Source organism: Ruminococcus albus AD2013 (assembly GCF_000526775.1).
In the GTDB taxonomy this organism is placed as follows: domain Bacteria; phylum Bacillota; class Clostridia; order Oscillospirales; family Ruminococcaceae; genus Hominimerdicola; species Hominimerdicola alba_A.
Map to the genome: position 1 here is coordinate 1,686,998 of NZ_JAGS01000001.1, position 19,571 is coordinate 1,706,568.

General features: G+C 45.5%; 21 protein-coding genes. 12 read left to right on the forward strand and 9 right to left on the reverse strand.

Going from position 1 to position 19,571, the window contains the following annotated elements; translation table 11 throughout:
- Window positions 1-25: 25 nt before the first annotated feature.
- The 5 genes from rpmA (at window position 26) to N773_RS0107435 (ending at window position 3,725) form a co-directional block, all read left to right on the forward strand.
- Window positions 26-307 carry a 50S ribosomal protein L27 gene (rpmA, locus tag N773_RS0107415; protein ID WP_013498949.1) on the forward strand — a complete coding sequence of 94 codons (282 nt, stop codon included), beginning with the start codon at window positions 26-28 and terminating at the stop codon, window positions 305-307.
- Window positions 308-475: 168 nt separating this feature from the next.
- Window positions 476-1,204, forward strand: a complete 729-nt coding sequence (locus N773_RS0107420; RefSeq protein WP_196231609.1) for a hypothetical protein — start codon at window positions 476-478, stop codon at window positions 1,202-1,204.
- A gap of 57 nt (window positions 1,205-1,261) precedes the next feature.
- Window positions 1,262-2,539 carry a GTPase ObgE gene (gene obgE, locus N773_RS0107425; RefSeq protein ID WP_024857196.1) on the forward strand — a complete coding sequence of 426 codons (1,278 nt, stop codon included), beginning with the start codon at window positions 1,262-1,264 and terminating at the stop codon, window positions 2,537-2,539.
- A gap of 11 nt (window positions 2,540-2,550) precedes the next feature.
- Entirely contained in the window at window positions 2,551-2,976 is a 426-nt protein-coding gene (locus tag N773_RS0107430; protein ID WP_024857197.1) for a Mini-ribonuclease 3, read from the forward strand.
- Window positions 2,977-2,981: 5 nt separating this feature from the next.
- Window positions 2,982-3,725, forward strand: a complete 744-nt coding sequence (locus tag N773_RS0107435; protein WP_024857198.1) for a YebC/PmpR family DNA-binding transcriptional regulator — start codon at window positions 2,982-2,984, stop codon at window positions 3,723-3,725.
- 221 nt (window positions 3,726-3,946) lie between these two features.
- On the opposite strand, the gene N773_RS0107440 is transcribed toward N773_RS0107435, so the two are convergent.
- The 9 genes from N773_RS0107440 to N773_RS0107480 are packed head-to-tail and all read right to left on the reverse strand — an operon-like array spanning window position 3,947 to window position 10,849.
- Window positions 3,947-4,705, reverse strand: a complete 759-nt coding sequence (locus tag N773_RS0107440) for an NPXTG-anchored protein (protein ID WP_024857199.1) — start codon at window positions 4,703-4,705, stop codon at window positions 3,947-3,949.
- A 9-nt stretch (window positions 4,706-4,714) separates the two neighbouring features.
- On the reverse strand, window positions 4,715-5,167 hold the full coding sequence (locus N773_RS0107445) for a hypothetical protein (RefSeq protein ID WP_155250866.1): 453 nt from the start codon (window positions 5,165-5,167) through the stop codon (window positions 4,715-4,717).
- On the reverse strand, window positions 5,140-5,628 hold the full coding sequence (locus N773_RS0107450; protein ID WP_043537844.1) for a GNAT family N-acetyltransferase: 489 nt from the start codon (window positions 5,626-5,628) through the stop codon (window positions 5,140-5,142). The genes N773_RS0107445 and N773_RS0107450 overlap by 28 nt, the downstream gene beginning before the upstream one ends.
- Window positions 5,615-6,301 (reverse strand): ABC transporter ATP-binding protein, encoded by a 687-nt coding sequence (locus tag N773_RS0107455; RefSeq protein WP_024857202.1) that lies wholly within the window; start codon window positions 6,299-6,301, stop codon window positions 5,615-5,617. The genes N773_RS0107450 and N773_RS0107455 overlap by 14 nt, the downstream gene beginning before the upstream one ends.
- A 1-nt stretch (window position 6,302) precedes the next feature.
- Window positions 6,303-7,505: an ABC transporter permease gene (locus N773_RS0107460; protein WP_024857203.1), complete on the reverse strand. Its 1,203-nt coding sequence runs from the start codon at window positions 7,503-7,505 to the stop codon at window positions 6,303-6,305.
- Window positions 7,502-7,906 (reverse strand): DUF4418 family protein, encoded by a 405-nt coding sequence (locus N773_RS0107465; protein ID WP_024857204.1) that lies wholly within the window; start codon window positions 7,904-7,906, stop codon window positions 7,502-7,504. The genes N773_RS0107460 and N773_RS0107465 overlap by 4 nt, the downstream gene beginning before the upstream one ends.
- A 15-nt stretch (window positions 7,907-7,921) precedes the next feature.
- A complete protein-coding gene (locus N773_RS0107470) occupies window positions 7,922-8,701 on the reverse strand; it encodes an ABC transporter ATP-binding protein (RefSeq protein WP_024857205.1) in 780 nt (259 codons plus the stop codon).
- Entirely contained in the window at window positions 8,698-9,789 is a 1,092-nt protein-coding gene (locus N773_RS0107475) for an ABC transporter permease (RefSeq protein ID WP_024857206.1), read from the reverse strand. The genes N773_RS0107470 and N773_RS0107475 overlap by 4 nt, the downstream gene beginning before the upstream one ends.
- Before the next feature lie 31 nt (window positions 9,790-9,820).
- Complete coding sequence (locus N773_RS0107480; protein WP_431602478.1) at window positions 9,821-10,849, reverse strand: ABC transporter substrate-binding protein; 1,029 nt, start codon at window positions 10,847-10,849, stop codon at window positions 9,821-9,823.
- Window positions 10,850-11,363: 514 nt separating this feature from the next.
- Here N773_RS0107480 and N773_RS0107485 point away from each other — a divergent pair.
- The 7 genes from N773_RS0107485 (at window position 11,364) to N773_RS0107515 (ending at window position 19,571) form a co-directional block, all read left to right on the forward strand.
- Entirely contained in the window at window positions 11,364-12,266 is a 903-nt protein-coding gene (locus N773_RS0107485) for a homoserine O-succinyltransferase (RefSeq protein ID WP_024857208.1), read from the forward strand.
- 191 nt (window positions 12,267-12,457) lie between these two features.
- Complete coding sequence (locus N773_RS0107490; protein WP_024857209.1) at window positions 12,458-13,612, forward strand: glutathione synthase; 1,155 nt, start codon at window positions 12,458-12,460, stop codon at window positions 13,610-13,612.
- Between the two features lie 12 nt (window positions 13,613-13,624).
- Entirely contained in the window at window positions 13,625-14,374 is a 750-nt protein-coding gene (locus N773_RS0107495) for a class II glutamine amidotransferase (protein ID WP_024857210.1), read from the forward strand.
- Window positions 14,375-14,484: 110 nt separating this feature from the next.
- Complete coding sequence (locus N773_RS0107500; protein ID WP_024857211.1) at window positions 14,485-15,411, forward strand: LysR family transcriptional regulator; 927 nt, start codon at window positions 14,485-14,487, stop codon at window positions 15,409-15,411.
- A 345-nt stretch (window positions 15,412-15,756) separates the two neighbouring features.
- Window positions 15,757-17,046 carry an O-acetylhomoserine aminocarboxypropyltransferase/cysteine synthase family protein gene (locus N773_RS0107505; RefSeq protein WP_024857212.1) on the forward strand — a complete coding sequence of 430 codons (1,290 nt, stop codon included), beginning with the start codon at window positions 15,757-15,759 and terminating at the stop codon, window positions 17,044-17,046.
- A gap of 165 nt (window positions 17,047-17,211) precedes the next feature.
- Window positions 17,212-18,285, forward strand: coding sequence for a LacI family DNA-binding transcriptional regulator (locus N773_RS0107510; protein WP_024857213.1), 1,074 nt, complete (start codon window positions 17,212-17,214; stop codon window positions 18,283-18,285).
- Window positions 18,286-18,413: 128 nt separating this feature from the next.
- On the forward strand, window positions 18,414-19,571 hold the full coding sequence (locus N773_RS0107515; RefSeq protein WP_024857214.1) for a trans-sulfuration enzyme family protein: 1,158 nt from the start codon (window positions 18,414-18,416) through the stop codon (window positions 19,569-19,571).

Genomic DNA, 19,571 nt, shown 5'->3' on the forward strand with positions numbered 1-19,571 from the left:
ACGTTACATGGAGGTGTAATTTCAAATGATAAAGATCTCAATGCAGTTTTTCGCTCATAAAAAGGGAATGGGTTCTACCAAGAACGGCCGTGAGTCCGAGTCCAAGAGACTTGGTGTGAAGAGAGCTGACGGACAGTTCGTACTGGCCGGCAACATCCTGGTTCGCCAGAGAGGTACTCACATTCATCCCGGTGAGAACGTTAAGCGTGGTTCTGATGACACTCTGTTCGCAACCAGCGACGGTGTTGTAAGATTTGAAAGAATGGGTAAGGACCGTAAGAAGGTTTCTGTTTATCCTCAGGCTTAATTGCGAAAAGACAGACCCTGAGCTTACTTTGCTCGGGGTCTTTTTATAAAAGAGAAAAAGATAAAAAGATCGGATATAACGACGGTAATACCGACATAATATTGAATAAACAACAGATGATATCTTAGGACAGCAAAAATGAATAATAATCAAAATATCAATAGAGAGATGAGCAGGTCTTACTTTAAGATTGGAATATTCATTATCTGCATTACTCTCGCTGTTTTTGCGTATAAAACGGCTTTCGGCTATACTAAAGTCAAGCAGTATGAGACCTATGACAACTGCACTGTGACTACAAGTTCAAAGCATCGCAGAACTTCAAAAGGCGGAACGGCAACGACGTATTACGTAAAAGTAGTCCGTGAAGATCCCGACTATGATGCCGATAAGGCTGATAAAGCTGAGAAAAAAACGCAGAAAAAAGAAGAAGGCAGGATGAAGGTCAATATAAACTACCGTGATGAGAGCGACAGCGACAATGACGGCAAGACTGTACTGTTTTCGGATATTGTTCCATATGAGTATTACAAGCTTTTCAGGAATTACAAAAGCTCACAGGTGACGATGTACACCACCGACTGGGGCAGGCACTATCCTGTTTCGCAGCTGAAATGTAATAGCAAAAAAGCCGAGCGTGAATACAGAAAGCTGGATCCTCCCACCGGAACGCAGTTTTTGTTGGGAATATTCGGTGCCATCGGGTTATTGAATATATTCCTTGGATTAAAGTCAAAGAGTGTAGCTGATAATTACAGCAGTGACAGAGTTTATGAGCCCGGGTTCACTTTTTCAGACAAAGAAGACGCACTTGTGATGATGGCACACGCCAGGATACAGCGTGAAAAGGAAGAAGAACGGCGGCGCAGAGAGCGCAGGGACAGAGGCTATTTCTAAAGCTCATCGGATATGATTTATAATATAGTTTACAGGTTTTGATAAGGAGGTCGGAGAATGTTCGTCGATCAGGCAAAAATCTATATCAAAGCAGGCGACGGCGGCGATGGTGCGGTATCGTTCCACCGCGAAAAATATGTCGCAGCAGGCGGTCCCGACGGAGGTGACGGCGGAAAAGGCGGAGATATCATCTTTAAGGTCGATGACAACATCTCGAACCTTATTGATTTCAGATACAAGAAAAAATACGTGGCAGAAAAGGGTCAGAATGGCGGCGCTAAGAATTCCTACGGAAGAAGCGCTCCCGACCTTGTGATAAAAGTACCGAGAGGTACGGTCATCAAGGACGCTGATACAGGCAGGATACTGGCTGATATGTCTGCGGACGAGCCTGTTACCGTGGCACACGGCGGCAAGGGCGGACGCGGAAATGCTCATTTTGCCACATCTACAAGACAGATACCCAGATTCGCAAAGCCCGGTTTCAGGGGCGAGGAATTCAATATCAGGCTGGAGCTGAAGCTTCTGGCGGACGTTGGTCTGGTGGGATTCCCGAATGTGGGAAAATCTACGCTGATATCGGTAGTTTCAGCGGCTAAGCCCAAGATAGCCAATTACCACTTCACCACACTTGTGCCTGTACTGGGCGTTGTCAAGGTGGGTGAGGAAAGGTCATTCGTTATGGCTGATATCCCCGGACTTATCGAGGGCGCAAGCGAGGGCATCGGTCTGGGACATGAGTTCCTGAGACACGTTGAAAGGTGCAGACTGATAGTCCATGTGGTGGATGTTTCAGGCATCGAGGGTCGTGACCCCATCGAGGACTTTGAAGCCATAAACAAGGAGCTTGCAAATTTCTCGGAGGACCTGGCTGCGGCACCGCAGATAGTTGCGGCAAACAAGACCGATATGGCTTCCCCCGAGCAGATAGCAAGATTCAAGGAATACATCGAAAAGCTGGAACTTCCCTACTACGAGATATCTGCGGCTACCACAAAGGGCACGCAGGAGCTTATCTACGGTATAAACGAGAAGCTTGCAGAGCTTCCCCCCGTCAAGAGATTTGAAGCACAGCCCCTCACACCCGAGGAAGTCGAGAGAAAGAACACCAACAAACGCGAATTTTCCATCACGGTGGAGGACGGTGTTTACTTCGTGGAGGCAGACTGGCTTTACGATATACTCAGAGTTGCGGATATGGACGACTACTCGTCACTTCAGTACTTCCAGAATGTGCTGGTATCAAGCGGCATAATCAGAAAGCTTGAAGCTATGGGCATTCAGGAGGGCGATACCGTTGCGGTATTCGATTTCGAGTTTGAGTATATTCCGTAAGGGTGATACCTATGGATATTGAGATGACGCGACACGAAGCTAATCAGTACTCACCTCTTTCGCTGGCTTTTCTGGGCGATGCTGTATATGAACAGCTGGTGAGGACAAAGATACTTCTTGCGGCGGATATGCCCTCACACAAGCTGCACAGGCTGGCTGTGAGCAGGGTATGCGCGGAGTATCAATCGGAATGTGCGGCGCTTTTACAGGAGCATGGCGTGCTTACCGAGAACGAAGCTGAGGTCTTCAAGCGCGGACGCAACACTAAAGTTAATGCACCGAAACATTCCACGATAGCTGAATACCGCAATGCTACGGGGTTGGAATGTTTATTCGGTTATTTATATCTTACAGCACAGCATGAACGAATCGATGTGCTGTTCGGTCTTTGCTGGGAACACGGCGAGGACGAATTCAAGGAAAAGATCAAGGAGTGAATTTTATGTCAGGACATTCAAAGTGGGAAAATATCAAGAGAAAAAAGGGTGCTACCGACGCTGCGAGAGCTAAGATATTCACCAAGATAGGCAGAGAGATCGCAGTTGTAGTTAAGATGGGCGGTCCCGACCCTGCAGGCAACGCAAAGCTGAGAGATCTTATCGCTAAAGCAAAGGCTAACAACGTGCCTAACGACAATATCGACAGAATAATCAAGAAGGCTGCGGGCGACGGCGACAAGAACAACTACGAATCAATGGTATACGAGGGCTACGGTCCTAACGGTGTTGCTGTTATCGTTGAGTGCCTGACAGACAACAAGAACAGAACTGCTGCCGATGTAAGAAGCTATTTCAGCAAGTTCGGCGGAAACATGGGCAACTCGGGCTGTGTATCCTATCTGTTCTCTGATGTTGGTACTGTTGTTATCGAGAACAACGGCGCTGACGAAGACAAGATAATGGACGACGTTTTTGAGGCAGGCGCTGACGACTTCAACGTTGAAGACGATGTTGTTGAGATAGCTTGCGCTCCCAACAGCGTAACTGCTGTAAGAGAATCACTGGAGGGTCTGGGATACAAGGTACTTTCCGCTGAGGCTGACAAGATACCTTCCACTTATGTTACCCTGACAGACGAGGATTCCATCAAGAAGATGGGTCTGCTGCTGGAGTATCTGGAGGACAACGACGACGTTCAGAACGTTTACCACAACTGGGAGAATATGCCCTCTGACGATGAGGAATAATTGACAGAGACCGTACTTCCCGACCGGGCAGATTTTGCAAATAAAAATATTCAGAGCGCGGATAGACGTCTGCGCTCTTTTTTCCGCGCACGAGTTCGGAGTGAAGAGGTGCGAACTCGTATACTTTCAAAAAAACAGATCAATGATAAAAGCCATAGTACCTCTGACTAAATGTCAGAAATACTACGGCTTGATTTTTTACTCAGGTTTATGTACTGATATCAGTTCTTCCTTTTTCTTATCACAAATGCTGTACTGGCTACCATCAGTATTGATGCCAGGGTCCCGCCGACAAGGTTTATGCCTGTCTGCGGATTATTGTTTGCTTTTGCAGCTGCGGTATTAGTATTGCTTGAAGTGCTGTCAGCCTTGCTTGAAACTTCGGAAGCAGAAGAAGATACTGCTGAACTTTCACTTGAAGATGTACTTCCTGATGTTGAAGATATCTCTGCATTTGCAGCATTTTCGTCAGCACTTTCAGGGGCTGATTCTACTGAAACGGTACTTTCGGGGGCTTCAACTTCGGCTGAACTGAGATCTTCCAGTGCGGGAGATACTGCCTGTTTTACATGGATATAATTTTTGTGGCAGCCTGAACCCATCCAGCAGGTGAACAGAATATCACCGGGTTCATCGGTGGTGAACTCGTAGATAAAGTTCTCACCTTTCTGCAATACAATGTGACCCTCTTCCTTGTTGTGAGTATCGGTACCGAATCCCAGACCCGGTATCTTTACGGTAGCACCGCATCCTCTGGGTTCGGTGTCTTCGGGTACAGATACATACCACTGAACTGTGGTGCCTTCCTCAACGGTTATATCCTCGCTTGTCCAGAGATCGGCATAATCGGTAACTACGACCTGTACATTGTTTGTCTGTTCGGCTGATGCTTCAAATGCTGTATTCGCAGAAATGATCGCTCCTGCTGCCACGAATGATGCAAGCACTGCTGTGCCGTTTTTGATGATACTGTTCTTCATTTTCTTTCCTCAACTTTCTTCAATTGATATTACTTTTATTACTTCATTTTCCATAGTGCCTGTAACGGTGACATAAAGACCGTCAACGCGTTCTGTCTGTTCAAGATAATCAAGGGTCAGCTGCTGACCTGCTTCATCGAACATATAAAACACCCATGAACCGTCTTCCTGCCTAATATCAAGACCGTATCCGCTTTCACGGCAGCCTTCCATAAACATACAGTTGGTTTCGTGAAATGCGGGGTCTTCGATATCGGAACAGCACTCGTCCATCAGCACGCCGAAAAATGTATCGTACTCTCCGCGGCTGACATCAGTGGTCTCGGACTTCACTTCCGCCTGCGTTTTTACAGGTTCGGCTACGCTTGCATTTACGGAAGTTCCGCAGCCTATAAGGAACAGCGCTGTGAGTATTGGGATATAAGTTTTTCGCATCAGAATGATCTCCTCATCTGATACCATTTAACTCCGCCTATGACCGAACCTGCGGAAACGCCCTCGTTGACAAAACCGAAACGCTCATAAAATTCTATAAGAGATTCCTTGCAGGTGAGGACTGCACCGCGCCTGCCCTCTGATCTTGCTATGGACAGAAACTCGTTCATAAGGGTCTGCGCATATCCTCTGCGCCTGTGGTCGGGCAGGGTATTAAGTCCGAATATCATCTGCCACGAACCCTTTTCATTATGCATATCGGGCTTTGCGTACATTTCGTCCGTAAGGTCGGGAATGTCGGTAACAAAGCCGTTGATGAATGAAATTATCCTATCATTGTCATCGCAAAGCACCAGAAAATGATGCGGGTATTTTTTAAGCCTTGCACGGAACTGTTCAAGTCCCGCGGCCTGTTCGGGCGGAAAACAGGTACTTTCTATCGCCGCCAGTTCTTCAAGATCTTTTATATTTCCTTTACGCGATCTCACGTTTTATCCCCTCCTGTTTTGTTAAAACTCCTGCGTCCATGCGGTATATGGTGTCGGCATGATCTGCCGCTGTTGTATCGTGGGTGACAACGATCACTGCTGTTCCCTGCTTTGCTGTTTTTTTCAAAAGTTCAAAAACAATCCTTGTGTTCTCGTCGTCAAGATCGTTTGTGGGTTCATCGGCAAATATCACAGAGGGCTTGTTTATAAGCGCCCTTGCGATGGCAAGTCTTCTGAGTTCGCCACCGGAAAGTTCATTCGGGTATGCGTTTTTCAGATCTGCAAGACCCACTGTTATCAGCAGTTTTTCGACTTCGTCATCGGGAATATCTCTGCCGATAAGTGCCGCGGGAAGTATCAGATTTTCTGCGACCGTAAGTGCTGAAAGCGAACTCTGACCCTGGGGGATATAACCTATATTCCCGGCACGAAACTTGGAAAGTTCCCTGTCATCAAGGGAGAAAATATCTTTTCCGTCATATGTAACACTGCCCGAAGTCGGCTTTATCAGACCCGAAAGGATATTCAGAAGTGTGGTTTTTCCGCTTCCCGAGCGACCGAAAATGACTGTCAGTTTACCGCTTTCAAACTCGGCAGAAGTGGTCTGCACAGCCGTGACAGTGCGGCTTTTTTTGCTGTATTTTTTTCCAATATTTTCAGCACTTATATTCATGTCAGTCACCCTCTCTGAGTATATTTCCCGTATCCGCGCGGCTGAGTCTGTACGCCGAATATGCGGAGGATATCACACCTGTCAGCAGAACTGCCGCGGCTGTTAAAACTGCATATCTGACATTGCTTAACAAGTCGGGGGAAAGATACGGCAGTCCCGTGCGCTGTTCTATCAGACTTCCGAAGGGGAAAACTGTCACTGCTGTCAGCAGTATGCCTGCGATTATCCCCCCTGCACATATCAGACTGCTTTCGGAAAATACTTCTGCGCTAAGCTGTCTGCGGGAGAAACCTATTGTCCTAAGTATTGCAAATTCGCGTCTGCGGACACCTGCCAGTACGGAAAATGCCGCTGTCATCAGCACTGCCGCAAGTATCCAGACAGCGTTCCTGATGATGCCTATACTGCCAGAAATTGCTGAAAGTCTGTCGGCGGTGCCTGTTATCATCGAGCGTGTGCGTACAGCTTCAACGCCGTCAACTTGAAGATTTATAGCACCTGCAACTTCCGATATATCATAGCCCTCCCTGACTTTTACATACACCGAGGATATCACATCATCGGGATTTTGCTTCGAGAGAACGCCTATGCCCTTTTCCTGCGAAGCCTTTATCAGTGTGCGGACCGTATCGGGGGTGGTATAGATGGCTGTATCAAGTCCTGTTCCCGTTGCATCAAGCTTGCCGACCGCCTTGCAGTCAACGCCGTAGAGTTTCAGCGTATGACCGACTTTTGTTGAAAGAGATGAACCGACGATTATCTCATTCTCGCCGAGAGTACCGTCATAGCATTGTTTCAGCCAAGGCTTTATTGAGAAATCCGACTCTTCATCAAAACCGATTATCTGCACCTGAACGGAACAGCATTCGGCATTTGCAGAAACGAGGAAGTACTGGGGGGAGGTGAGTTCAACACCCTCTATTGCTGCAATCTGTTCCTCCAACGACTTATCCATATAGAAATAACCCGGGGTGCCCTGAAGCAGTATATTTTCAAGTTCGACTTTAGCTTCTGCTTCTTCGGGAACTACTATTATATCAGCACCCAGCCGCTGTTCAAGGCTGTCAAGACCGTTTTTCATACTTGCAGAAGCCACCGAACCACCGAAAAGTGCTATGGTCATCAGTGCCGCGATGAGTATGAGCGCACCTGTCCTGAAAGGCTTTTTTATCAGATTTTTCAGCGGCAGAGTTTTCAGTTTCATTTCTCTTTCCCCAATCTTCTAAGGTTCGTTATGATATCTATAACTGATACTATCGCAAGCAGTGATGATACCACCGTAACGGCAGGTCGGAACACTGTGTGACAGCGCATGGGCTTCATCATGCAGAGGTTTATGGCAGTACCGGGTATGAATATGACCACTATGGCAAGAGCGGCTGTACCGATGGCAAGTCCTGTTTTTATACCTTTCTGATTTATTACAAGTTTGATAAAGGACTGTAATACCAGAACTATGCCGATCAATGTGATCGCATTCTGTGCCCAGTGGCAAGCCATATGTCTGCCCTCTGCCGAATCACAGGCTCTGAAAAAAGTCAGCGATCCGATCGTCAGCAGAAGCGACAATATCAGTCCTGCTGTATCCCGTATTTTTTCTTTCACAATAATTCTTCTTCCTTATATCATATACTCTGGCTGAGGCTGTGCCTGCGCAAGTTCAAAATGCTCGAGTATTGATTTTCTCATTGCAAGAAATTCCGAACCGCCGCGGTGACGGGGTCTCGGAAGATCGACATCGATCAGCTTGCTGATCTTTCCGGGACGGGGTGTCATTATGACTATCCTGTCGCTGAGATATATAGCTTCGTCGATATCGTGGGTGACGAGTATCATTGTTATACCGTTCTCTTTCCAGAGTTCTAGTATCTTATCCTGAAGATCGGCACGGGTGAAGGAATCCAGTGCGCCCATAGGTTCGTCAAGCAGAAGAGCTTTAGGTTCGTTGATAAGTGCTCTTGCTATTGCGACACGCTGTGCCATTCCGCCTGATATCTGGTGGGGATAGGATCTCTCAAATCCGTCAAGACCCACCATTGAGATATATCTGCTTATCTTGTCCTTGTTTTTCTTGTACACCTTTCGGGCTTTAAGTCCGTAGGCAATATTGTTCTCAACATTCAGCCAGGGGAACAGACCGCCCTGCTGGAAAACATATCCGCGTTCGGGAGAAACGTCTGTTATCTTGCTGCCGTCTATGGTAAGTTCACCCGACTGGGGTTTATCAAGACCCGCTATAAGGCGAAGCAGTGTGGTCTTTCCGCAGCCTGAGGGTCCTATTATCGAAATGAATTCACCGGGACGGATATCAAGGTCAACATTATAAAGAGCGTTGACTTTATTGCCCTCGGCATCGGTATATATCCTGTTGACATTATTTACAAATATGGTACTGCTCATTTTTTCAGCACTCCTTCCTGCCAGCGCAGTGCACGCTTGCGGATACGTCCTATAAGGTAATTAATCAGAGAGAACAGCACTGCCATTATGATTATGGCTGCCAGAACTTTGTAATATGCGCTCCAGACTTTCGACTGGTTTATGTAGTAACCCAGTCCGCCGGGCTGACCCAGCATCTCGCTCATGACGAGGGTAGTGAAAGCCATAGCATTTGCCGAACTTATGCCTGTGAAGATATCGGGCATAGCATGGGGTATGGCAACGTTGAATATCAGACCTAACTGGGAACTGCCGAGTATCCTTGCGGCTTCATAATTCTGCTTGGGTGTGGACTGTATGCCCTGGGCAGTAAGGAATGCTATCTGGAACCATGCGCATATCACGATGAGGAACACAGCTGCTGTGAATGAGTTAGGCAGTAAGGTAAGTGCAAAGGGCATCCATGCCACTGCGGGGACAACGCCTGTTATTTTCAGTATCGGGAAGACCCAGTAATATACTTTCGGGAACCAGCCGATGAGTATGCCTGTACCGACTCCGAGGAGTACACCGCTGGAAAATCCTGCTGCGTATAGCCTGAGGGAATAAAGGGTATTCTGTACCACATATTCACCATCGGCAAGATATGCTTCGATGACCTGTGCGGGTCCCGGGAAAAAGGGCTGTGCGAACACCTGTAATTTTGTTCCGCCTATATCCCATACCGCAAGGGCGATACCCAGCGCAAACCTGAATGCAGCTGCCTTGCAGAATTTTTTGCGCTTGTTTTTATCTTTCAGTGATACGATGCCTGCGCCTGTGAATATCAATATCAGCGCTACAAGCACGAAGATGTAAGCATCGTTTATATTAAGGCTGACGCTAAGACCAAATGCGTTTATCACGTAGGTCTTGAATTCGACTGCCGCCTTCTGGGGGAATACTATATTGATTATTATGGCAGCAACAAAGCCCGAGATGGTGAGCAGCGCTTTCAGGGCATAATAGCCGTTGTGCCTGTATCCCCATTTTGCTTTCTTTTCGGCAGTCGGCTTTTCCTTTTCAGCGGAGTTCCGAAGGCTGCCTTTTAAAGCTATCTGTCCGTTCATACGTTACTGTATCTCCTCTCTGTACTGATTATTATTTTACTTCAACTTTCTGGTAGATATCCTTTGCAAATTGGTCGGGATCACTCTTGAGGTAGCCTATCTGTGAAAGACCGTCAACGAAATACTTAACGTCCTCTTCAACGTGAGCATCCCAGTTTGCATCATGTTCGGCTGCTGAGGGGAAACCGTAGCTCTTTATCAGATCGACTGCCAGTTCCTTATCCTCGATGGAAGCGTAATTTTTGTTGATAATGATATCAACGGCTTCTTCGGGGTTCTCATAAAGCCATTCCTGAGCCTTGCGGTATGCTCTGAGGAGAGCTGCGACCTCTTCGGGGTTTTCTTCCAGTACCTTATTCGATGCATAGAGGAAGCAGCAGAAGTGATCTGCAAAATAGGGGTCTTTGCCCAGATCGAAGAGTATGCGTACATCGCCTGCTTTTTCGTGTATAGAACCCAGCGGATCCCAAAGGGCTGCAACATCTATCTCGCCGTTTGCCAGTGCTTCAAACTCCAGGTTGCCGTCGGAGTAAGGCAGGAATGTTACCTCACCATCGGAAGGATCTGCGGAGATACCTGCGTTTTCCAGCCAGAGAGATGCCACCTGATGAGGTGTGCCGCCTATTTCGTCAACGCCTATCTTCTTGCCTTTGAGGTCATCAACTGATTTGATATCGGAATCGGGGCTGACTGCAAACTTGATACAGCCCTCGTGCAGACCATCGACGACCTTAACGTTTATACCGTTCTCGATCGAGGGGAAGAACTGGAAATCTCCGTTTACTATCGGTATGGAACCGTTGTTGAGACCGATCTTTCTTGTTTCAAAATCGGCAGATATAAGGGTCACATCGAAGCCCTCTTCTGCAAAATAGCCGTTCTCGTAAGCTATATAGATAGGAGCGCCGCAGAGGGCACCGTCCTTGCCGGGGATATCTATCTTGCCGTATTTGAAATCACCTGTGCTCTGTGCAGTGTTATTAGCAGAGCCCTTTTTCTCATTATCGGAACTTCCCTGTTCGCTTACCGAACATGATGCCAGCAATATTGCCGATGCCATTATAGCTGCTAAAATACTTTCCTTTTTCATTTCCAAAACTCCTTTGTGTTTGCTGTTTTTTCGATGACTAAATTCTATCCGAAATATTGGCAAAAGTCAATTTGGAAATGTGATAACGTTGTCTTGGTTTGTGCTGATAAAGCACTTTACTGCGCAATATCAGAGGGCTGTTATTATCGGATACGGTATTTTATTCAGTTTCTCACGGCAATGGTGATAACGATATCTTTCCCGATAATAAGGGAGTCTGCAGGGTCATAAGGATAAAAAAATATTTCATTAGGGGTGGATCATGTGTAATAATAAGAATACGTTATCGCAAAATGGCTTTGTTATCGATAGAATTTATAACGTGTAATAGACAGCGTATATCGGCTGAAATATTATGAGCTTCGATATGATATTCAGGGAGAAAAAATTGAAAAAAAACTATTGACAGGGGTAGAAAAATGTGTTATAATCTAAAAACATACTAAACCTATATGATAACTATAATGAAAAGGAGAGCTAGCGTATGCCGATCAGATTAAAGGAAACACTGCCCGTTATTGAAAAGCTGAAAAAGGAAAACATCTTTGCAATGACAGAAGAACGTGCGATCCACCAGGATATAAGAGAGCTTAAAATAGCTGTGCTGAATATAATGCCCGACAAGGAAGAGACAGAGCAGCAGCTTCTGCGCCTGCTTTCCAATTCGCCATTGCAGACCGAAGTTACATTTATAAGGCTTACCACACATAAATATAAGAATACTCCCATGAGCTATCTTTTAAAAAACTATCTTCCCTTTTATCAGATAGAACACAAGTATTATGATGGTCTGATAATAACAGGTGCGCCTGTTGAAAAACTTGAATATGAAGATGTGGATTACTGGGGTGAGCTTTCGGCGATATTTGAATGGAGCAGGATACACGTAACATCGACATTATATCTGTGCTGGGCGGCTCAGGCGGGGCTATACTATCACTACGGCGTGCCAAAGTTTGATCTCGAAAGAAAGCTTTCGGGAATATTCAAACACACTGTAACTGAACCCGGCAATGAACTTGTACGCGGTTTTGATAAGAATTTTTTTGCGCCGCATTCGAGATATACTGGCATCGACAGAGATGAGATACTGAAAGTCAATGAACTTTCCATAATTGCCGAGTCCGATGAAACAGGTGTATATATCGTTTCAGACGGCGGCAAGAATATTTTCGTGAACGGTCATCCCGAGTATGATCTTTACAGACTGGCTGAGGAATATATCCGTGATACGGATAAAGGTATCTCACCTGATATACCTAAGAATTATTTTCCTGATGATGACCCCGATAAAGAACCCGAGAGCCGCTGGATATCGGCTTCGAGCCTGCTGTTCTCAAACTGGCTGAACTATTTTGTTTATCAGATAACCCCTTATGAATTCTGATATGATGCGCGGACGATATGAATTGTCCGCGCTTTTTGATATGCAATGGTGTTAATAATTCGTTTACAACATTTCATATTGACATTATAGGAATTATATGATATAATCTATTTATCATATTGATTTAATAGGATTAATTCCATAATATGGAGATGCATATAAGGACGTTAACTTCTATATAAGGAGGACAAATGGATAATCAGCTTATATATAAAGGAAATTTCGGATTGGAACGCGAGACGCTCCGTGTTGATGAAAACGGCAGACTTTCACAGATACCTCACCCATTCGATGCTGACGGCGAGATAACCCGCGACTTCTGTGAAAATCAGATAGAGCTGGTAACACCTGTCTGTACAAGTATCGACGGTGTTATGAAGGAGCTTGAACGCCTGGATAGAAATGTAAATAAAATACTGAATGAGATGGATGAGCAACTCCATATATACAGTAATCCGCCGCATTTTTCGGACGAAAGTGAGATACACGTGGCAGATTTCAGAGGAGATCATTCGGGCAAGCGTTTATACCGTGAAAAACTGGAACAGCGCTACGGAAAAAAGCTGATGCTGTTTTCGGGTATACATTTCAATTTTTCTTTTGATGACGAATATCTGAAAAGCATATCTTCAGGCGAAAACTTTTCCGAATTCAAAAATAAATTCTATCTAAGGCTGTACAAACAGTTCAGCAGACACAGCTGGCTGCCGCTGGTGCTTACTGCCTCAAGCCCCGTATATGACCGTTCACTTTTTGAAGACGGTGCAAAGGGCGCTGCGGTGAGCAGATATGCTTCAATAAGAAGCAGCGAAAAAGGATACTGGAACAATTTTGTACCGACACTCAGATTTAAAAGCCTTTCAGCATATGTTGACAGTATACAGCGCTATGTTGATGATGGCAGACTGTTTTCGGCAAGTGAGCTGTATCTGCCCATAAGACTGAAACCAAAGGGTATTAACAGTATCGAGAACTTTGAAAATGGTGTCAGCCATATCGAGCTTAGAATGTTCGATATCAACCCGCTGGAGACTCTGGGTATAAACGCTGACGATCTGCGCTTTGCACATCTTCTGGCGGTATATCTTTCGGAACAGCCCGATTTTGAATACACGGATGAATTGCAGATACAGGCTGTTGAAAATCACAAGAATGCGGCTTTGCTTGATCTTGACGGTGTGACGATAGATGGTATACCGATACTTGAACGTGCAGAGCAGATACTTGATAAGATGGCGGAGCGTTTTACTGACAATGAAGAATATCTTAATGTCATAGCATATGAAAAAGCTAAACTCAGTGACCGCCTGTGCAGTAGGATAATCAATGAAAATATTTACGGATAGAAGGTGATACAGATGTGTGAACTTATCGGCTTTTCCGCCGCTGGACCAACAGATATCAAAGAACAGCTAAAGGTATTTTTCTCCCACAGTGAAAGCAATCCTCACGGCTGGGGAATAATGTACGGTGACAGGCTGATAAGGGGCTGTGAACGTGCATCTGACAGTGCTATGCTGGAAATGCTGCTGCAGAATATCGATGAACAGAAAACTGTACTCGGGCATATAAGATTTGCTACCGTAGGCTCGATAAAGCTGGAAAACTGCCACCCTTTCACGGGGCGCGATATCACAGGCAGACAATGGACACTCATACACAACGGGACGATATATTCCGGCAGCAGACTGATACCATATCTTAACAATCAATGCGGAGATACGGATTCGGAAAGATTGTTTTTATTCCTGATGGATACCCTCAACAACGCACAGCAAAACGGTGAACTTTCACAGCAGGAGCGCTGTGAGCTTGTGGACGGTCTCATTCAGGAGATGTCACATAAAAACAAGCTTAATCTCATGATATACGACGGAGAGCTGCTTTATATACATAAAAACATGAAAGACACTATGAAGTTCCGCAGACTCGGTTCGGGATATATTTTTGCTACGACAGCACTTGACGGCGATGAATGGACGGAAGTGCCTATCGCACAGCTGTTTGTATACAAAGACGGCGAACAGATATACAGCGGAAATAAGCATGAAGGGATATTTATCCCGAGCCTGCAATACATCAAGGCGATGGATGCTATGCATATCTGATCCGACTATCGTGTATATTGTCTTTCGGAAACAATATTCAGGGCGCTCATCGAGATAACAATACCGATGAGCGTTTTCGTTTATACAATCCAATAATCAGGAGGTTAGCCATGACACTTCAGCAGATAAACTACGCCCTCATGATAAGCGAGAGCGGTTCAATGAACAAAGCGGCAGACAAGCTTGGGATATCCCAGCCTACGCTGACCAATGCAGTGCGCGAACTAGAACGCGAGATAGGTGCAGAGATATTCCTGCGCACGCCAAAAGGCGTCGTACCAACGGCAGAGGGTGAGGAATTTCTTTGCAGTATCGGACAGCTGTACAGGCAGTACGAACTTGTCTGCGAAAAATATATCAACAAGGATATGAAGCGAAAATTCGGAGTATCGACACAGCATTACTCATTCGCGGTAAGTGCATTCATCGAGACTGTAAAACAGTTCGGCACACTGGAATTTGAATTTGCTATACGAGAGACCGAGACACTGAATATCATACATGATGTGGGAAGCCTGAAAAGCGAGATAGGCGTGCTGTATATAAGTTCATTTAACCGCAAGCCCATAACCAAAATGCTTGAGGAGAACGAACTTGAATTTACAGGGCTGATAAAATGCCGCGCATATGTTTATATGTGGCGGGAACATCCTCTTGCGGGGGAAGAATCTATCGGACTGGAACAGCTTGCGCCGTACCCTTGCCTTTCATTTGAACAGAACGGAAGCAACGGATATCTTTTTGCAGAAGAGATACTCAGCGAGAATATATATCCCCGAATGATAAAAGCCACCGATCGCGCCGCTATGGGTGAACTTATGAAAACACTTTACGGATATACACTTTGTTCGGGTATACTATGTGAAGAGATGAACGGAAGTGATTATGTGGTTGTTCCATTCCGCGAGGACAGCGAAAATCACAATACCGTGATGGAGATAGGATATATCAGAAAGAAGCACGGTTCATTAAGTGAGATAGGTGAACGATATATCGAGGAGCTGAAACTGAGTCTGCAAAAGAATGCAAAGCCCTAACCGATAAATAGTGTTTATCAGGAGCAATAAATATTATTTATAACATATGATATATATGATAACGTATTCTTATTATCATAGTGATAATATATCAGACGGCTGGAACACGGCATTGTATTGATATCAAAAAGCCCGTATTTACGTGCAGATAACGTTGTCATGTTTTCATCGTAATAAGCTTAAAATATGCAGAAAATGGTATATATCGATACCGCGTAATGACGATATACAAACATCTTCTGCCGTGTATATGACAACGATATCACCTTTTATCATTGACCTTTCTGCTGTTTTCGGGTAAACTGTAAACATCGAAAACAAACCAAAACCGAAAGGAAGATCATCATGGCAGAATTAAGATTTGATACAAAGAAAATAAAGGCGGGTTACAGCCCTCTGGATAACAACCTGGCGATATCTCCCCCTATATATCAGACTGCGGCTTATGATTTCAAGAGCACCGAGCACGCACAGAACCTTTTTACATACAAGGAAGCAGGATATCTTTACACCCGTGTTGGCAATCCCACAGTTAACTATTTCGCAGAGAGAGTCAAGGCACTTGACGGCGCTAAGAACGTAGTTGCAGTAGGTTCGGGCATGGCTGCTATCAGCTACACACTGCTGAACCTGGCAGTAGGCGGCGGCACGATACTTGCTTCGCCTTACGTATACGGCGGCACGATAGACGCATTCGACAGACTGTTCCCCGAGTTCGGTGTAAATATCAAGCTCACCGATGCTATACTTGACCCTGAAAAGCTTGATGCTGAGATAACCGATGATGTAAAGGCTATATATGTTGAGTCCATCAGCAACCCAAATGCATATCTGCTGGATATCGATGCTATATCCGAAGTTGCTCACAAGCACGGCGTACCTGTTGTAGTTGATAATACCCTTGCAACACCTTATCTTTACAGACCTCTCGAGCACGGTGCTGATATCGTTGTATACTCTGCAACAAAGGCACTGACAGGTCACGGCAATCTCATTGCGGGACTTATACTTGATAACGGTGATATGTCACTGTACACCAAGGAGAGATATCCTCAGTTCTACAAGCCGATAGTAATGCTGGGCGGCAAGTCTCCTGCGGATATATTCCCGGATAATTTCTTTATATTCCGTGCGATACTTGTATACCTGAATCTGCTGGGCGCTGCGCTCTCACCTCAGGACGCATATCTGGGTATTATCGGTCTTGAGACACTTTCCGAACGTGTATCCAAACAGTCAAAGAATGCTGCTAAGATCGCTGCATATCTGGAAAGCTCACCTGCTGTTGAATGGGTTCGTCACCCCAGCCTTGCAAGCTACAAGTTCAAGGAACTGGCTGACAAGCATCTCACAAACGGCGGCGGCGGAGTACTGTCCTTCGGTATAAAGGGCACACCCGAGCAGGAAGCTGAGTTCCTTAACAACATCAAGCTTTTCCACTATCATGTAAACCTCGGTGACGCACGTTCTCTCATAGTTGACTCTCCAAATACTACTCATTCAGAGCTGACCGAGGACGAGTTCAAGCTGGCTGAGATACCACGCAATCTGATACGTATCTCCGCGGGATTAGAGGACGCAGACGATCTTATCGAAGATCTTGAACAGGCATTCAAGGCAGCAGGTCTGCTGTGATAATTCTGACATCAGGACATCTCTGTATTTTGCAGGGATGTCTTTTTTATAAGAGTCGAAATTACAAAAATTTAACAATTAACCTAGTTGACAACTAGGAAATAAAGTGATATAATCATATATATCAGATAGGATTTCTTATATTTCACAAAAGGGAGCAAAATTATGTCTCTGAAAGAAATAGCAAAAATGACAGGAGTATCGGTATCGACCGTGGGCAGGATACTCAGCGATCCGAACCATAAATGTTCCAGTGAGGAAGTCAGGCAAAGGGTAATAGAGGCTGCCCGTGAGATAAATTATATCCCGAATGCAAATGCCCGTTCACTCAGAGCGGGGGGCAGGAATGAGGACAGGATATATCACATAAATATCCTTGTTACCCACTTAGGCAGCGGTGCCGCCGACCCATTCTATGATGAGCTTCTGATGATACTTGAAAAAGAGCTGAGAAACAGCAGCTGTATAGTGAATAACGTATGGCATCGGAGTGAGTTTTCAGATGAAAGGATAATCCAGAACGACAGACTGCAAAACCTTGTCGAAGAACTCTACCGCGACAGCACACACAAGTCTGACGGACTTATCATAATAGGCAAGGCGACCAGCCGTGCGCTGAAACAGCTGAAGACCAAGGAAAAGAATATCGTTTCGATAAACCGAAACTCGACAAATTATGAAGTTGATGAGGTGCTGTGTGACGGCAGCAGGATAGCCCGCACTGCGATAGCATATCTTGCAAAGCTCGGTCACACAAAGATAGGATATGTAGGCGACTGCCACAATGAATCGAGGTTCATGGGATATCAGACGGCGATGACAACATATCATCTGACACCCGATATTGACTATATCTATGATACTACGCCTAACGAAGCAAACGGTATCGCAGCTCTGGAATACTTTTCAGGGCTTGCAGATCCGCCGTCGGGTATATATTGTGCAAATGATATCCTTGCGGTGGGTATGCTGAAAGCTCTCAGCCGACGAAGATCAAAGATATATTCACCCTCGATCATATCCAACGATGATATCGATGCGGCGCAGTACACAAGACCCATGCTGACAACGATATCACTGCCAAAGAACGAGATGGTGCGCTTTTCGCTGATGCTCCTGCTGGACCGTATAAAGGGCGGACACAGGATAATCTCACGGCTTGAAGTTGAGGGCACGCTGATAATACGCGAAAGCTGCCGTCCTTACGGTGAGCTGAACGAGCCTGAATATTACATCTGAGGGCGTGATAACGTTATCACATTTAGGTATTGTTTAGGTGTTGACAAATAGCAGAATATGTTGTACAATATAGTCACGATATAAATCATACTAAACAGATAAGAATAATATGAAAGGAAGTATGAACTATGAGCTACAACAATATTGAAACTGCTCTGATACACGGCGGTATATCAATAGATGAAAGAACAGGTGCTGTGAATGTTCCCATTTATCAGACCTCGACTTTCAAACAGGACGGTCTCGGAAAGATGCGCGGTTATGAGTATTCAAGAACAGGCAACCCCACAAGAGAAGCTCTTGAAGCGCTTATCGCAGAACTTGAAGGCGGCCACGCAGGATTTGCTTTTGCAAGCGGTCTTGCCGCTGAAACAGCAGTACTCAGTCTGCTGAATACAGGTGACAGAGTGCTGATATCTTCAAATGTATACGGCGGAACGTTCAGACTGCTTTCCAAGGTATTCGATCACTTTGATATAAACTATACCATATCTGATACAGAGGATCCTGCGGCTTTTGAAAAGGATATAACACCTGATGTAAAGGCTGTACTGATAGAAAGCCCCGCAAATCCTCTGATGACGATAACCGATATAAGGGCGATCGCTGAGATAGCTCACAGGCATGGTCTCCTGGTTATCGTGGACAACACGTTCATGACACCGTATTTACAGAGACCCCTTGAACTTGGTGCTGATATAGTTCTTCATTCAGCTACCAAATATCTCGGCGGACACAGCGATGTCGTTGCAGGTCTGGCAGTAGTCAAGACACCTGAACTTGCAGAAAAGCTGGCGTTCATACAGAATTCCACAGGCGGTGTACTTCCTCCTTTTGACAGTTTTCTGCTGATAAGAGGTATCAAGACACTGGGTGTACGTCTCGACAGACACGTTGCAAATGCAGAAGCTGCTGCAAAGTATCTGACTGAACACAGTGCTGTAAAGAGCGTTCACTACCCGGGACTTCCTACCGACAAGGGATACGAAGTCAACAAGCGTCAGGCCAAGAACGGCGGTGTGATGATATCCTTTGAACTGAAGGACAATTACGATATCAACACATTCTTCGAGAGCCTTGAGCTGATAACACTGGCTGAAAGCCTGGGCGGTGTTGAATCGCTGGTATGCCACCCCTCAAGCATGACTCATGCTTCGATACCCGAAGAGATACGCAAAAAGGTCGGTATAACCGATGGTCTGATAAGACTTTCGATCGGTATCGAAAATATTGATGATATTCTGAATGACCTTGATCAGGCTATCGCAAAAAGTGAGGTAAAGTAA